Source organism: Myxococcaceae bacterium JPH2, from assembly GCA_016458225.1.
Classification (GTDB): domain Bacteria; phylum Myxococcota; class Myxococcia; order Myxococcales; family Myxococcaceae; genus Citreicoccus.
In genome coordinates, this window is the sequence record JAEMGR010000009.1 from 234125 (window position 1) to 250052 (window position 15928).

The window sequence follows — 15928 nt, forward strand, 5'->3', positions numbered from 1 at the left end:
CGCCACGCGCATGACGCGCGAAAGGAGCGCACCGATGAAGTACGTGAACCTGGGCCGCACGGGCCTGCGGGTGTCTCGCCTCTGCCTGGGGTGCATGAGCTACGGCACGCCCAAGTGGCGCCCCTGGGTGCTGGACGAGGAGGCCGCCCAGCCGTTCTTCCGCCGCGCCGTGGAGCTGGGCATCAACTTCTTCGACACCGCGAACATGTACTCGCTGGGCGTCAGCGAGGAGATCACCGGCCGCGCGCTGCGCCGCTACGCGCGCATGGAAGAGGTGGTGGTGGCCACCAAGGTCTTCTTCCCCACCGGCGATGGCCAGAACATGCGCGGCCTGTCGCGCAAGCACGTCGTCCAGGCGTGCGAGGCGAGCCTCAAGCGGCTCGGCGTGGACACCATCGACCTGTACCAGCTGCACCGCATGGATCCGATGACGCCCGTGGAGGAGACGCTCGCCGCGCTGGAGCTGCTCGTGCAGCAGGGCAAGGTCCGGTACATCGGCGCGAGCACCGCGTTCGCGTGGCAGTTCGCGCGCGCGCTCGGCGTCTCCGAGCGCCGCGGGTGGAGTCGCTTCGTCTCCATGCAGAACCACTACAACCTCGTCTACCGCGAGGAGGAGCGAGAGATGCTCCCCCTGTGCGAAGCCGAAGGCGTGGGCGTCATCCCCTGGTCTCCGCTGGCGCGCGGGCTGCTGGCGGGCTCGCGAAAGTCCCTGGACGATCGGGAGTCCACCAAGCGCGCGGGCACCGACTCGCTCTCCCCCATCCTCTACGATCAACCCAGCGACTGGGACGTGGTGGAGGCGGTGCGACAGGTGGCGGAGACGCGCGGTGTTCCGGCCGCTCAGGTGTCACTCGCGTGGCTGCTGTCCAAGCCCGTGGTGACCGCGCCCATCATCGGCGCCACCAAGCTCACGCACCTGGAGGACGCCGCGCGCGCGGTGGACCTCAAGCTGGAGCCCGCGGAGGTTCAGATGCTGGAGGCGCCCTACCGGCCCCACTCCGTCAAGGGCATGTAGCGCCCCGCGCCCCGCATCCACTCCGCCGCCGAGCGCAGATCCGCCTCGAAGTGGATCCGCGCCTCGGCCCGGGCTCGCGGCTCGGCGAGCCGGAGCACCTCGGCGGGGTCGAACGTGGCCATCCAGGCTTCCGCCCAGGGCGTGCGCAGCAACCGGCCTCGGTCCAGGTGGAAGCGGAAGCTCGGCCCCAGGAAGGCCCGCGCGGCGCCCTCGCCCAGCGCGACCACCATCCGGGGCCGCACCGTCGCCACCTCGGACTCCAGCCACGTCCGGCACTCCGCTTCCTCGGCGTGCCGTGGCACCCACGTCACATGAAGCGCCGAGCGCCGCAGCCGCGCCCGCGCGAGGACCTCGCCGAGCAGGGGCTCCTCGGATCCGTGGAGCGCAGTGGCTGCGTTCGCGTCCTCATCTCCGGGCCGCTCGCGCACCAGCATCAGTGAAACCTTTCCGTCGCCCTCCCCCGCCGCCTGCTCCTCGGCGCCTCTGGCGCGAGGCTCGGGCAGCCCAGGGTCCGAGACCCCGGCTTCAAAGCGCAGCTGCCCCGCGTCCCAGTGCGCGCTCGCGTCCGGAGTGAGGAGGCTCCAGCGCGCGAAGGCGAATCGCCGTGCGACGCGCGGGGCGACGTACCGGACGATGCGGTGCTCCGGCCGGAACCACGCGACGAACCGCTCGCCCTCGTCCGAAGCCACGCGGCGGAACCGCGCGCCCTCCAGCAGCACATGGGCATCACGCCCCACCGCGCGCTCCATCTCGCGCAGGCGCGCCACGGCCTCATCGCGCGAGCGTTCCAACAAGCCTCGCTCCCCACGCGTGAGTCGCCAGAGGACGCGATAGAGCAGTCCCCAACGCTCTGGGGAGCGATGACATGCCACCGCCTCCGCCAGCGCGAGGAAGTCCCGAGGCACGCTCGCCGTGACGGGTGGTGGCACCATCCCCGAAGCGATCGTCCCAGGTGTTCGAGCCGCATCCAGATCAGCGGGCTCCGAGCCAGTTGCCCCCGCTGAGGACGACGCCGACACGCGAGCGCCCATCGAGAACTCCGAACCGCGAGCACCCGCCGAGAACTCCGGGCCACGAGCGCCCGCCGAGAACTCCGAGCTGCGAGCTCCCTCCGCGGACTCCACGAAGAGAACCCGCTCCGGAGGCACGCCGCGCGCAAGCAGTCCGCGCGCGACCTCGCGGAAGGACGTCAGCTCGGGCGCGACGTGGACGCGCGTGAGGGACTCGGGCAGGACTCCAGACATGGGCAGCCCTGCGTCCTACCTCACCCGTCCGACACGCGCGACCTCGTTCATTCCTCCTGAGCCAGCGAGTCCACGTCCTTCTGGAGCTGACTGCTGTCCTGGAAGAACGAGTCGAGGGACTGGGTCCGAGCCATGCGGAACGAGGGCGGCAGCATCGAGCGGGAGAAGTCCAGCTCCGGGCTGAACTCCTCATTGGCGAGCAGCGTGGGGATGTGCGTGAGCGCCAGGAACACGCCCGAGCCCACCACCAGCACGCGCAGCAGCCGCCTGGGCTCCCAGCGCGTCACGTAGCGCAAGTGCCAGAACAGCCCCCACACCAACAGGCCCAGGTAGGCCACCTTCGTCAGGAAGCCCAGGCCCCAGTGCACCGACAGGCTGAAGCCCAGCGTCGCCGTCGCGGGCGGGACCAGCGTCACGCCCAACAGCATCAACCCACCGATGGTGGCGTGGGTGCGGAACTGGAAGCTCCGGCGCGAGATGCGACTCGCCAGCGACCAGCCCCCCGCCCAGAGGAGCGCCACGCCCAGGGGAATCAACCCTGAGGTGATCAGGTCTCCCCAATCCGTGCGCTGGTAGTTGGTGACGTAGCCGGAGACGAGGCAGGCGAACACCAACACCAGGATGGTCGCCGAGAAGGCACGCGGCTGCTCGAAGAGGCGGGCGCGAGGAGACTCGGCCGTCCGCGCGATGACGGTGTCCTCCACCTTGTGGCTCCGCGGGCGGAAGCGCAGCACCGTGTCGCCCAGCGCCACGCGCGCGTCGGGCGTCAGCACCACCTCGGCCAGCGGGGCCCACGGCTCCACGCGGAAGGTGCCGTTCTGGCTGCCCAGGTCGCGCAACACCAGCGCGCCGTCCTCGCGGCGCTCGACGCGCAGGTGCGACGCGGACACCTTCGGGTCATCCAGGATGATGTCGTTGTCGTAGCCGCGGCCCACGCTGACGGGGAAGCGCTCCAGCCGATGCCGGGCCTGGACGCCGTCTCCCTCCAGCACCTCCAGGAAGATCACTTCGTCCACGAGAGGGCCTCCAGGTAGCGCCGCGCCAGCTTGCGGGCGTTGTCCGCGCTGAAGCCAGCCAGGGTGAGGCTGGAGTCCACGCCGCTCGTGCTCGCGTTGAGCGTGGCGGCGCGCAGCACCAGGTCATAGAGGCCCGGGAAGCGCCGGTACGCACGCAGGCACATCGACGCGCGCACGGGCAGCCCGCCCACATCCACGAACTCCGACTGACAGCGGAAGTTGGTCACGTCCTCGCGCGTGGCGGAAACGGAGTCCGGGTCCTGCGAGTACAGCGAGCTGTACAGCGACGCGAAGCGCAGCGCTCCCAACTCTCGGCTGCTCACGTGCTGGTGGAGATAGGACACCACGCCCGTGCTGTGACTGGAGGACAGGTAGATGTCCTCCTCGGATGAGCACTGGTAGTTCGTCACCGTGTAGGGCGTATCCGGCTCGTGGGCCGTGTCGCCCCAGCACTTGAGGAAGTTGTTCCACCGCCCCGGCACGCGGTAGTCGTCCAGCGGCTGCTGCGGCAGAGGCGAGGCGAGCAGCCGCTCCGTCAGCCGCTGCTGGTTCTCCAGGAGCTGTTGATGGACCACCGGCAGCAGGGACTCGTCCACCTGCTTTCGCGGGGTCTGGAGCCCACGGGCCAGCAACGCGCGCGCATGAGACACGGGCACCAGGAACCCGACTTGATTGCCCATCGTGGAGACGTTGATGCCCACCACGCGGCCCTCGCCGGTGAGCGTGGGCCCACCGCTCATGCCCGGGTTGATGGCGCCCGTGAAGTGGATGCGCTCGTACAGCGCATCCTGGACGAGTCCGTTGTACGTGCCCTCGACGATGGTGGTGCCCAGGTCACGCGGGTTGCCCATGGCGAACAGGCGTGTGCCCTGCGCCGGCTCATGATCATCCAAGGGGAAGAAGTCGGGGGCCGGCACATCCGTCTGGATGAGGGCCAGGTCGTGCACCACGTCTACGTCCAAGAGCCGCACCAGCACGGTGCCAGCGCCGCGCTCCAGCTCGGCGGTGTAGTCCTCCGGGTGGAGCACCAGGTCCGAGACCACGTGGTAGTTCGTGATGGCGTGTCCCTGCGCGCTCACGAAGAAGGCCGAGCCGATGGACGACTTCGTCCCCGAGCGCCGCTCGATGATGCGCACCTGCGCGACCCGCCCTTGAATCTTGCGGAACAGCTCGTGGGTGGCGGGCGGCAGCACGGGAGGCGGTGCCTCGGGACGCGCGGCCTCGGACGATCCGGGAGCAATGCCCGGCTCCACGGGGGCCACCACGGGCGTCTGCGCGAGCACGGCGACGGCGAAGAGGACGATCATGGGCACGGCGCACAGTACCCCAGGGGGCCCCACACAGGGACAGGACGAAGCAGGGCGGGCCGCCACGGAAGCGCCCGTCCGCGCTCAGCCACGCGGCTCGAGCACGGCGCGCCCCCGCTGTCGCCTTCGCCAGGCGGCATAGGAGGCCACCAGCGCGCCCGCCAGTGTCCCCGCCAGCGCGCCAGCGACCCGCCGGGGCACCACGCCCGCGACAGGAGGCTCCATCCGGAAGGTCTCCAACGAGGCGCGCACTTGAGGCGCCAGCGTCTCCCAGCGCTCCGCGGGAGCGCTCACCGTCACCACCGCGTGGCGCCCCTCCGAGGCCAGCGCCGTCACCAGCACCGCGCGCACCTGCCCCGACTCGCGCAGCGTGCCCAGCACCTCCACCCGAGGCACCGGCCCCCCCACCCGGTCCACCCGCTCGGGCGACAACGTCAGGCCCAGCTCCCGGAGGAAATGTCCCGGCACGGCCGAGGCGAACGCGTCCCGCTCGGAAGGGCTGGCGGAGAAGCCCTGCTCTACCACCGACACCAGCAGCGTGGCGGCCTCCGCGCCCTCGCCATCCGTCAGCACCGCGGACAGGCTGCGCGCCTCCCCGGGCTCGAGCGACACCGCGCCCACGCGCGAGCCGGCGTAGCGCTCCCAGCCCGTCATCCGGAAGGACGCCGGGGGCCGGAAGCTGTAACCATCCCGGCGCAGCTCGGCGCCGAGCGCCCCCGGCTGCACCACCACCATCAGCGTCAGAAGCGGCAACACCACGCGGCGAGCATAGCCCGCGTCGCCTTCCCGCCCGTATTCCAGGAAGTCCCGCGCGCCTGCTTCCTCGTGTGACATCCCCGTCGGGCGCGGCTAACGTTCGCGCCCCGATGACTCCAGCCGCCAGGGCCGAATTGGAGGCGCGCGCCGACCGCGCCCTGCGCCGTGGCGAACTCGCCGAGGCCCTCGGCCTGTTCGAGCAGCTCGCTCGTGCGTTCCCCTCGGAGGAGGGGCTCGCCCACAAGCTCGTGCTGGTGCGCGAGTCGCTCCAGCCGCACGAGCTGCAGCACCTCCAGAATCGCCCGCGCGAGCCGCATGAGCTGCCCTCGCTCGGCCCCTCCTCACCCATGCAGGAAGGCGAGCGCCTCTTCGCGCTGGGGGACTATGTGGGCGCGGCCGCCGCCTACCGCCGCGCGCTCCAGGAGCGCCCCGGCAACGAGCTGCTCCAGGAGCGCCTCCTGGAGTTGTACGAGCTTGCCCGCGCCCTGCCCGTCCAGTCGCCCACGGACAAGGCCCTCCCGCCGGAGCCCGAGGACAAGCTCCAGGCCCTGCTGGATCGGCTGGCCTCCCGGCGCCGCCTCAAGCGCGACTGAAGTGCCCCATCTCCCTGGCACCGGGAGATCCGACGTGGTGCGTATTCACGCGTTGCGCCCCCCGGAGCGCGCTCCTACAATCCGCCCCCGACGTCGCTGTCATAGCGCGGCCCCAACCTTGTGACACCCACGTCCGACTTGACTCGTGACCATGACCCGACCCCTGCGACTCGGAGTCCTCACCGGTGGTGGTGACTGCCCGGGGCTCAACGCCCTCATCCGGGGCCTCGTCCGCCGCGGCGCGCACGAGTTCGGCCACGAGTTCGTGGGCATCGAGAACGGCTTCATGGGGCTGTGCGAGCCGGAGCTCATCCGCCCGCTCGGCGTGGAGGACACGCGCGGCATCCTGCCCAAGGGCGGCACCATCCTGGGCACGTCCAACCGGGCCAACCCCTTCGCCTACGCCCTGCGCGAGGGCGACCACTGGGTGGAGCGGGACGTGTCGGACCGGGTGCTGCGCCGCTGCGAGGAGCTGGGCCTGGATGGGCTCGTCGCCATCGGCGGAGACGGCACGCTGTCCATCGGGCACCGCCTGGCGGAGAAGGGGCTGAAGGTCGTCGGGTGTCCGAAGACCATCGACAACGACTTGTCCGGCACGGACCAGACGTTCGGCTTCGACACCGCGCGGCTCATCGTCACCGAGGCGTTGGATCGCCTGCACTCCACCGCCGAGTCGCATGACCGGGTGATGGTCGTGGAGATCATGGGCCGGCACGCCGGCTTCCTCACGCTGGACAGCGGCATCGCGGGCGGCGCGGACGTCATCCTGCTTCCGGAGATTCCGTACCGCGTGGAGTCCATCGTGGAGAAGATCCACCGCCGGGCCACGCGCCGGCGCAGCTTCTCCATCATCGCCATCTCCGAGGGCGCCTTCCCCGAGGGCGGCACGCTCGCCGTGCAGGAGAAGGCCGAGGACATTCCGGGACGCGGCGTGGTGCGGCTGGGTGGCGCGGGCAAGGTGTGCGCGGACTTGCTGGCGAAGCACATCGACGCGGAGATCCGCGTCACGGTGCTGGGCCACCTGCAACGCGGTGGCAGTCCCAGCGCGGCGGACCGCGTGCTGGCCACGCGCTACGGCTGCAAGGTGTTGGACCTGGTGCGCGACGGGCAGTGGGGCCACATGGTGGCGCTGCGCAACAACGACATCGTCGCGGTGCCGCTGAGTGAGTCGCGCAAGGAGCGCCGGGTGGATCCGCACGGGGAGCTGGTGCGGTTCGCCAAGAGCATGGGAATCGGATTCGGGGACTGAGTCGAGGGAGGAGGGGTAACGCGAACCATGACGCTCATCGGCCGCCATATCGGTCGCTATCGCATCCTGGAGGAGCTGGGCTCCGGGGGCATGAGCGTCGTGTACAAGGGGCTCGACACCGCGCTCGATCGCGAAGTCGCCGTGAAGGTGCTGCACCCGCACCTGGCCGGCAAGGACGAGTCGCGCAAGCGCCTGGCGCGCGAGGCCCGCGCGGTGGCCAAGCTGCACCACCCCAACATCCTCGAGGTGTTCGACTTCTCCCCCGCCGAGGCGAACGACGCCTTCATCGTCACCGAGTACATCCGGGGCCGCACGCTCAAGACGTACCTGGACGAAGGCGCGCTGGAGCCGCCCGAGCTGGCGGCGATGATCATCCACGAGCTGGCCGCGGCGCTCGCCCACGCGCACGAGTCCGGCGTCATCCACCGCGACCTCAAGCCCGACAACGTCATGGTGCGCGAGGACGGCGTCCTCAAGCTGATGGACTTCGGCATCGCGCGGCTGCTCGACATCGAGGAGCGGATGACCGTCACGGGCACGCTCGTGGGCTCGCCCGCGCACATGTCCCCGGAGATCATCGAGGGCCTGGAGGCGGGCCCCGAGGCCGACGTCTTCAGCCTGGGCATCATGTTCTATGCCCTGCTCACCGGCCGCCTGCCCTTCAGCGCGCCCAACACCACCGCCACCCTCAAGCGCATCCTCGACGGCGCCTACGAGGATCCGCGGCGGCGCGTGCCCTCGCTGTCCGACGAGCTGGCGGAGATCTGCGCCCTCTGTCTTCAGCGCGACCCTCGCCGCCGGTACTCGGACGCGGGACAGCTCCGCGACGCGCTCGCGGACTACCTCACCGGCCTGGGCTTCCCGCGCGTGGGCGAAGAGCTGGTGTCGTTCTTCGCCGACCCGCCCTCGTACAAGAAGCTCGCGCGCCAGCGCATCGTCGCGGCGCTGCTGGAGCGCGGTGAGCGACTGCTCGCGGAGAAGCGCACGCCTCGCGCCCTCGCCCACCTGAACCAGGTGCTCGCGCTGGATGCCGACAACGCCCGCGCGCTCGCGCTGCTCAAGACCGTCCAGCGCGCCCAGCGACTTCGCACGTGGCGCCGCCGGGGCCTGAAACTGGGCATCGCCGCCGTCGTCGCGGGGGGGCTCGGCGCGGTGGGCTGGAAGGTCCACGCCCTGCGCGCGCCCCCGGCGCCCGTGCCCACCGCGCCCTCGGCGACCTCACCGAAGGCGCCGCCCGAGCCCACCGCTCGGGTGACGCCGCCCCCGCCGCACGTCACGCCCCCCGCGCCGCCCCTCGTGCGCACCGCCCTGGAGCGGCCGACGGTTCCGCACCCACCGCCGCCGGAGTCCCTGGAGGAGCCGCGCTCGGCCATCCGGAAGAGCACCGCCCCCGCGCGGACGATGCCGGTGTCCATCCTGGTGCGGCCCTATGGCTTCGTGCAGGTGGATGACGCCCCGGCCAGCGCCCAACCGCTCGCGCAGCACAACGTGCAGACGACTCCGGGACGCCACACCGTCACCATCACCTGCGACTACTGCGAGGACACCACGGAGACCATCGACGTGAGCGCCGAGGGCGACAACGTCTTCCGGCTGCGCGCGCTGCTCAAGCCCTCGCAGCTCTCGTTCGACTATCAGCCCGCGGACGCGCTCGTGCAGGTGGGTGACACGCGCCGCACCGCGCACGACAGCCTGTCCCAGCCCTTCGACATTCGCTCCCCCCGCGGCCCCGCCAGCTTCCAGCACCGCGTCGAGGTGGAGATCAGCCGCCCCGGCTTCCGCGCGGAGAAGCGCGTCGTCCTCTTGGAGCCGGGGAAACCCACCACCCTGCGCGGAAGCCTGCATCCCGAATGAGCCGCGCCCTGTCGCTCCTCCTCTTCTGCCTGACGCTCGTGCTCGCCCTGCCCGCGCGCGCGCAGGACCTGACCGATCCCGAGGTCTCCGCGCTCCGCGCCGCCTTCGAGTACGGCAAGTACGCCGAGGTGTTGGATCGCGCCGGCCTGCGCATCGACCGCGGCAACCTCGGCCCCGAGGACCTTCAAGAGCTGCACAAGCTGGCGGGCCTGGCGGCCTTCAACCTGGGGCGCACCGAAGAGGCCGCGCGGCACCTGCGCGCGCTCCTGCGGTTGGATCCCGACTTCAACCTGGATCCGTTCGTCGTCCCGCCCCCGGCCGTGGCCTTCTTCGAGGACCTGAAGAACCAGATGGCCAGCGAGCTGGAGTTCCTGCGTCAGGAGCAGCGGCTTCGCGTGGAGCGCGAGAAGTCCGAGGCGGAGCGCCGCGAGCAGGAGCGCCTGGCCGCCGAGACGCAGCGCCGCCGCGCCGAGGAACTCTCGCGACAGGTCGTCGTGCGCACGGTGGAGAAGCGCAACTTCCTGGTCAACTTCGTCCCCTTCGGCGCGGGCCAGTTCCAACAAGGCCGCAACAGCCTGGGCATCGTCTTCGCCGCGACCGAGGGCGCGCTCGCGGTGACGAGCATCATCTCCTTCTTCGCGTACGGCTCGCTCTACAAGGAAGGCTTCATCCGCCTCGACAACGTCTATGACGAGGACGGCCAGGCCTCCATCCCGGTGCGATACATCCCCACGGACCGCGCGCGGCAAGCGGACACGTGGCAGTTGCTGAAGCTGGCGTCGGCGACGGGCTTCTACACCGTCTATGCGCTGGGCGTGGTGGACGCCATCTACCACCACGAGGATCAAGTCGTGCGCACCACCATGGAGGCTCGCCCGGAACCCTCGCCCTCCGAGTCCCTCCGCTCTCCTGCCCCCCCGCCCCTGCGACTGCGGCTGCATGCCTCCCCGGATGGCGTGGGCGCGGGCCTCACCCTCAAGTTCTAGAACCCAGGTACGCGCTCTCTTATGGCCAGCCTCACCGTCCGCTCTCCCGATGGCAAGGTCCTCACGGTCTCCCTGCGCAAGCGCATCACCAGCCTCGGCCGGGGCCCTGACAACGACGTGCGCCTGGAGGACCCTGCTGTCCCCGACAACGCCCTGCACGTCACCTTCGACGGCAGCCGCTACGAGGTGGGCACCCTGGGCGCCACCTTCCAGGTCAACGGCCGCAAGCGAGACACCCACGCGCTGGCCACCGGCGACGTGGTCCGCGTGGGCGGCACCGAACTCGTCTTCACCCGCGACGACGCGCCCCGCGCCCCGCTCCCGCGCACGCCCACGGCCGAGGTGGAGGTCTCACTGTCCTCCAACAGCTCGGACTCGCACACCGCCGAGGTGCCCGGTGTCCCCGGCCGCGAGCTGGTGCTCCTGCGCCGGCTGACCGCCTTCAGCGAGCGGCTGCTGGGCAGCTACGACGTGGAGCGCATCCTCGAGAGCCTCATGGACGAGGCCATCGAGGTGACGCGCGCCGACAAGGGCTTCCTCATCCTCATGGAGAGCGGCGAGCCGCGCGTGAAGGTGGCGCGCAACATCTCGCGCGAGAACATCGAGGACGCGGTGGAGAAGCTGTCCGACTCCATCATCGCCAAGGTGGTGAAGGATCAGCGCGCCCTCATCCTCGCGGACGCGGTGGACGCCCCCGAGTTCAAGGCCAGCGAGTCGGTGGTCAACCTGAAGGTCCACTCGGTCATGTGCGTGCCGCTCATGCACAAGGGCGACCTGTTCGGCGTGCTCTACGTGGGCAACGACCGGCTGGTGAACCGCTTCGAGCCCAAGAGCCTGGACATGCTCACCGTCTTCGCGGCGCAGGCGTCCCTCATCCTGCACAACGCGCTGCTGGTGAACGACCTCAAGCTGGACAACACCGAGCTGCGCAAGAAGCTGGAGGACCAGCGCTACGGCGACATCGTGGGCGCGTGTCAGGGCATGCGCGACGTGTACAAGCGCATCGACAAGATTGCCCCCACGGACATCTCCGTCCTCATCACCGGCGAGACGGGCACGGGCAAGGAGCTGATTGCCCGGGAGATCCACCGCCGCTCGCCGCGCACCAAGGGCCCGTTCATCACCATCAACTGCGGCGCCATCCCGGAGAACCTGCTGGAGAGCGAGCTGTTCGGCCACACCAAGGGCTCCTTCACCGGCGCGGTGGCCACGCGCCCCGGCAAGTTCCAGGCGGCCATCGGCGGCACGCTGTTCCTGGATGAGATTGGCGAGATGCCCCTGCAGCTGCAGGTGAAGCTCTTGCGCGCGCTCCAGGAGAAGGTCGTCTACAAGGTCGGCGACAACCGCGGCGAGGCGGTGGACATCCGCGTGGTGGCCGCCACCAACAAGGTCCTCGAGGAGGAAGTGAAGCGGAACACCTTCCGCGAGGACCTCTACTACCGCCTCAACGTCGTCACGCTGAAGCTGCCGCCGCTGCGCGAGCGCGGAGAGGACATCATCGTCCTGGGTCGCTTCTTCCTGCAGAAGTACTCGCGCGAGTTCAACTCGCGGGCGCGTGGGTTCACGCCCTCCGCCAGCGTCTCGATGAAGAAGTACAGCTGGCCGGGCAACATCCGCGAGCTGGAGAACCGCATCAAGAAGGCCGTGGTGCTCGCGGACAAGCCGCTCCTGGGCGCGGACGACCTGGACCTCAAGCCGGAGAACCTGGAGCCCATCATGCCGCTGCTCCAGGCCAAGGAAGAGTTCCAGAAGCGCTACATCAACGAAGTCCTCGCGCGGAACAACGGCAACCGCACCAAGACGGCCAAGGACCTGGGCGTGGATCCCCGCACCATCTTCCGGCACCTGGAGAAGCTGGAGGCGGAGAAGACGGGCCGGCCCCTGCCCCCCGAGGAGGGCGAGGAGCTGCTCTGACGGCACCGGGTCCCCGCACGATGCGACGCTCCTCGATCCCAGCCCCGCGCGAACGACGGACCCTCACGGCGTGGGGGCTGTTCGGGCTCGCCCTGTGCCTGGGCGTGGCGGCCGGCTGCCTCGTCCCGCAGGACAGCGCGTCCTTCCTGGACTCCTTGCCGGTGATGCTCAACCGGCCGCCGCGCATCATCGAGAACCAGGTGCGGCCCCCGGAGCGTCTCATTCGCGACTTCGGCGCCACCACGTGCGCGCTCGACTTCAGCGTGGAGGTGCAGGATCCCGACGTGGACGACACGCTCAGCGTCGAGTGGTACGTGGACTACCCCACCGACGGTCGCATCCAACAGGTGGACGAGTTCACCAACACCGGGCGACCTGACCGCGCGGGTGGCGCGCAGCTCCACGTGGACCTGCGCGCGGCCAACAGCCTGCTGGCGAGCCCGGGCCTGCACGTCGTGGAGGCCATCGTGACGGACACCCGGCTCATCCACCGCGAGCCCCGGCCGCGCGGGCAGCTCGATCTCGCGGACGGCGGCACCGTGGTCAATCCGGGCTTCGCCACCAGCTACGCCTGGGTGGTGAACACCGTGCAGGGGAACTGCCGATGAACGCTCCGCTTCGCATCACCGCGTGGGTGGCGCTGGCGCTGGGCGCCCCCGCGTGCGGACTCATCGACGAGCCGCCCCCGGCCTCCCAGCTCGTGTGCGCCTCGGACGCCGAATGCGGCCCCAAGCAGGTGTGCTTCGCGGATGGCTGCGGAGACCCGGGCCGGGACATCGTCGTCGAGGTGACTGCCGCGCCGAGCCAGGGCGTGCACGCCCAGGACTTCCCGGTGGACAACCTCCGCCCGCAGCAGGACCTCCAGCTCTTCGGCCCGGCGTCGCTCCAGGGGCAGGTGACGCGCAACCTGAGCGCGGCCTCCGACGGCGGCATGGTCGCCACCGCGTACCGCGACAGCATCACCGTGCGGGCCACGGGCACCAGCCGGCTCATCCCCGGCGTCTCGCGCCACTACGAGGCGACGCTCGTGCCCACGGACGGCGCGTACGCGCTGCCGGTGGGCACTGGGGACTACTCCGTGACGGTGGTCCCCGGTGACGTGACGGTGCCCCCCGTCACGAAAACCGGCGCGGTGGATCCCGGCCTCCGCACGTCGCTGGACTTCACCCTCGCCGCTCCGGAGGCGCTGGTGCGCCTGGAGGGCGTGCTCGTGGAGCAAGGCACGCAGGCGGTGGCCACGGACATGGAGGTGCAGGCGCTGGATGCCAGCCTGCGTCCGCTGTCCCAGCGCGTGCGGGTGGAGCGCGGGACGGGGCGCTTCGTGCTCAACCTGGTCCCCGAGGCGGCTCGACTCGCCACCGTGCTCCTGGCCGCGACGTCGGTGAACAACGACGACGGCGTGCCCCGCAAGACGTTCGTGGTGGATCCGCGCGTGAAGCTCCCCAAGCCGCTGGAGCTGGGCGCCTTCGGAACCCTGGTGCGCGTGGGAGGCCGCGTGCTCGACGCGCGAGGGCAGCCCATCTCGGGCGCCACCGTGTCGATGGAGGGCAAGGTCGGCGGAGGCGGCAGCTACGTGAGCCGCCCCGTGCTCACCGGCACGGACGGGCGCTTCGAGTTGCTGTCGCTGCCGAGCGGCGCGGACGGCGCGCTCGCGCTGGTGACGGTGCCGCCGCCCGCGTCCACCGCGCGCATCACCCGGCAGGCCGTGACGGTGCCCGCCGCGCTCACCGTCCTGCCGGACACCACCTGCCAGGATCGCCTCCTCATCAGCGGCACGATGCTGACGCCGGACGGGAATCCCGCCCCGGGCGTGCGCATCGTCGCCGAGCCGATGGCCGAGGTGGCCGGATGGCCCCTGCCCTCCTCGGGCACGCAGCCTCGGGGCATCACGGACGCGGACGGCCACTTCGAGTTCCGAGTGGACCCCGCCACCTACCGGCTGGACTTCACCCCAGGGGAGAACCTGCCGCGCGTCAGCCGCTTCGTCACCGTGCAGCCCTTGGGCTCCGGCGATCTCGGGACCACGCGGCTGGAGCCCTTCACGCTCTACAAGGGACGCAGCATCACCGGGCTCGTCACGATGCCGGGAGGCGTGCTGCACACGCCGGGAGACCTGGTCCCCAACGCCTCCATCCGCTTCTTCCGCGTCGTCACCGTGGCGGGCAAGCCCTCCGCCGTGCTGCTGGCGCAGGCGCTCTCCGACAGCTCCGGTCACTACACGGTGGTGCTGCCCACCCGCTGAAGCGTCAGGGCAGCGATCCGGCCGCGGCGTTGGCCTGCGCTGCGTCGAACGCGGCGTGCAGCGCATCCACCGCGCCGCCCACCTCGCCCGCGTACTGCACGGCGTGGATGGTGTAGAGGTCCTGCACGTGCTCCAGGCTGCGGAACAGCGTGCGCAGCTGCACGCGCGAGGGGTCCCTCGAATCCAGCGCGCAGCGTGACTCTTCCTGGCGCGTGCGCGTGAGCCAGTCCGCGCGAAACCGCATCCACTCCTGATCCACCTTCTGCGCCGGCACCACGCGCACGAGCTTCTCGCGCTCCGTCTCCAGGTCTGCCCAGAGCGAGCGCGCGGTGTCCAAGCACTCGCGGAAGGTGAGCGGCGGCGTGGACGGTGGCGGCCGGGCGGGCGTCATCGCCGCCACCGAGCGCCCCACGTTCCAGATGAGCCAGAGGCAGAACAGCGTCGAGAGCGCGATGTGGATCCCATAGGCGCCACCGCGGAAGCGGCGGTAGCGGGGATCTTTGCCAGGGTCGGGAGCGGACACGGGGTCCAGGTCTTACGACCGTGGACCCCGCGTGGCAACGCCCCTGTCATGGACTGCGTCCGCTTCCAGGGAGGCGGGACGGACCTACTGCGGCGCTGGGGTGGCCGCGGGAGCCTGGGCCGGCGCGGCGGCCGGAGCAGGCGCGGCGGCGGCCGGGGTGGGCACCGGGCCCGGCGCGGCGGTGTCACCGCTCATCAGGCGCTTCACCGTGGAGAGGCGCCCGCGGAACTGCGACAGGTACTGGGTGGCCGGGTACGTGGCCAGCGCCGAGCGCACCGTCTCCGCCGCCTTCTCGAGCTGGTTGGTCTCCTGGTACGACTGGGCCAGCAGCAGCATGGCGTAGTCGCGCGTCTTGGACTTCTTGTCGTTCTCCACGAAGCGCACCAGGAGCGGCACCGCCTTCTCGTGCTGACGCAGCTGGTTGTAGGCCGTGCCCAGGAAGAAGGACGCATCCAGCGCATCCGCCTCCGAGGGGTTCATGGCCAGGAAGCGCGAGAGGTCCTCCACCACGGCGCTCATCTCATTGCGGCGGAACGCGGCCTTGCCACGCTCCAGCGCCGCGTCACCCGTCTCGCGGCGGAGGATGGCGGCGCGATCGTTCAGCGCCTGGCGCTCCAGCGAGCTGAGCCGCGACGTGTCCAGCTTCACCAGCGCATCAATGCCCTTGAGGCGCTCGTCACCCGGCAGCGTGGTCATCATCTTGTAGACCTCGGCCGCCGCGCGCTGCGCGGTCTGGTGCGAGGACAGCTCGCCGCGCTGCTTCTCCTGCTGCGAGCTCAAGTCCGCCACCTGCTTCTCCAACCGCTCACGCTCCCCCGTGGCGCTGGAGCTGCGCGCGCTGGTCACCATCACCGCGGCGCCGGTGGCCAGGATGGCGAACAGCGCGTAGGCCACGGCGGAGGACAGCCACTGGCGCTTCTGGAAGTCCTCGTGGCGCTTGCCCACCGCCTTCACCTCCGCATGGAGGTTCTTCAACAGGTTGTCGGTCTTGATGACCAGGTTGCGCGACTCGATGACTTCCCTGCGGAGTTCGGAAAGTTCCTTCTCGACATCGGACTTCGGCTGTTCGCTTGGCATGGACATCTTCCTGGGCCCGGAGACGACTTCGGCCGACTCGCGCATGGTAGGGAACTCCGAGGGTGGTGCAGCGACTTTTCCGCACCGGAACAGGACTCGGGTGCCTTCACATTCCAGTTGCCGCGCCCACGCGCACGCTCGGTCGCTGCCCG

14 protein-coding genes are annotated in these 15928 nt (G+C 70.6%); 8 read left to right on the forward strand and 6 right to left on the reverse strand.

The genetic code is table 11. The features are described from left to right. Nucleotides 1-34 precede the first annotated feature (34 nt). Complete coding sequence (locus tag JGU66_16235) at nt 35-1015, forward strand: aldo/keto reductase (GenBank protein MBJ6762319.1); 981 nt, start codon at nt 35-37, stop codon at nt 1013-1015. On the opposite strand, the gene JGU66_16240 is transcribed toward JGU66_16235, so the two are convergent. From JGU66_16240 to JGU66_16255, 4 genes are all read right to left on the reverse strand, one after another. Beyond that, nucleotides 985-2259, reverse strand: coding sequence for a DUF4130 domain-containing protein (locus tag JGU66_16240; GenBank protein ID MBJ6762320.1), 1275 nt, complete (start codon nt 2257-2259; stop codon nt 985-987). The two genes, JGU66_16235 and JGU66_16240, sit on opposite strands and share 31 nt — an antisense overlap. A 47-nt stretch (nt 2260-2306) precedes the next feature. Continuing rightward, the gene (locus JGU66_16245) at nt 2307-3275 is read right to left on the reverse strand and encodes an FHA domain-containing protein (protein ID MBJ6762321.1); all 969 of its coding nucleotides are present in this window, start codon (nt 3273-3275) and stop codon (nt 2307-2309) included. After that, nucleotides 3263-4582 (reverse strand): trypsin-like peptidase domain-containing protein, encoded by a 1320-nt coding sequence (locus tag JGU66_16250; GenBank protein MBJ6762322.1) that lies wholly within the window; start codon nt 4580-4582, stop codon nt 3263-3265. The genes JGU66_16245 and JGU66_16250 overlap by 13 nt, the downstream gene beginning before the upstream one ends. Nucleotides 4583-4666: 84 nt before the next feature. Beyond that, nucleotides 4667-5317 carry a hypothetical protein gene (locus tag JGU66_16255; GenBank protein ID MBJ6762323.1) on the reverse strand — a complete coding sequence of 217 codons (651 nt, stop codon included), beginning with the start codon at nt 5315-5317 and terminating at the stop codon, nt 4667-4669. Between the two features lie 131 nt (nt 5318-5448). Here JGU66_16255 and JGU66_16260 point away from each other — a divergent pair, with 131 nt between their 5' ends. From JGU66_16260 to JGU66_16290, 7 genes are all read left to right on the forward strand, one after another. Then, complete coding sequence (locus JGU66_16260) at nt 5449-5931, forward strand: hypothetical protein (protein MBJ6762324.1); 483 nt, start codon at nt 5449-5451, stop codon at nt 5929-5931. A gap of 151 nt (nt 5932-6082) precedes the next feature. Beyond that, entirely contained in the window at nt 6083-7180 is a 1098-nt protein-coding gene (locus JGU66_16265) for a 6-phosphofructokinase (GenBank protein MBJ6762325.1), read from the forward strand. A 27-nt stretch (nt 7181-7207) separates the two neighbouring features. After that, the gene (locus JGU66_16270; protein ID MBJ6762326.1) at nt 7208-9034 is read left to right on the forward strand and encodes a serine/threonine protein kinase; all 1827 of its coding nucleotides are present in this window, start codon (nt 7208-7210) and stop codon (nt 9032-9034) included. Then, a complete protein-coding gene (locus tag JGU66_16275; GenBank protein MBJ6762327.1) occupies nt 9031-10020 on the forward strand; it encodes a hypothetical protein in 990 nt (329 codons plus the stop codon). The genes JGU66_16270 and JGU66_16275 overlap by 4 nt, the downstream gene beginning before the upstream one ends. A gap of 21 nt (nt 10021-10041) precedes the next feature. Continuing rightward, entirely contained in the window at nt 10042-11934 is a 1893-nt protein-coding gene (locus JGU66_16280; protein ID MBJ6762328.1) for a sigma 54-interacting transcriptional regulator, read from the forward strand. Nucleotides 11935-12011: 77 nt separating this feature from the next. Further along, nucleotides 12012-12542 (forward strand): hypothetical protein, encoded by a 531-nt coding sequence (locus tag JGU66_16285; protein ID MBJ6762329.1) that lies wholly within the window; start codon nt 12012-12014, stop codon nt 12540-12542. Further along, nucleotides 12539-14176: a carboxypeptidase regulatory-like domain-containing protein gene (locus JGU66_16290; GenBank protein MBJ6762330.1), complete on the forward strand. Its 1638-nt coding sequence runs from the start codon at nt 12539-12541 to the stop codon at nt 14174-14176. Before JGU66_16285 ends, JGU66_16290 begins: the two co-directional genes overlap by 4 nt. A gap of 4 nt (nt 14177-14180) precedes the next feature. On the opposite strand, the gene JGU66_16295 is transcribed toward JGU66_16290, so the two are convergent. Both JGU66_16295 and JGU66_16300 read right to left on the reverse strand, forming a co-directional pair. Next, nucleotides 14181-14699, reverse strand: a complete 519-nt coding sequence (locus JGU66_16295) for a hypothetical protein (GenBank protein ID MBJ6762331.1) — start codon at nt 14697-14699, stop codon at nt 14181-14183. 84 nt (nt 14700-14783) lie between these two features. Beyond that, on the reverse strand, nt 14784-15821 hold the full coding sequence (locus JGU66_16300; GenBank protein ID MBJ6762332.1) for a tetratricopeptide repeat protein: 1038 nt from the start codon (nt 15819-15821) through the stop codon (nt 14784-14786). Nucleotides 15822-15928 lie beyond the last annotated feature (107 nt).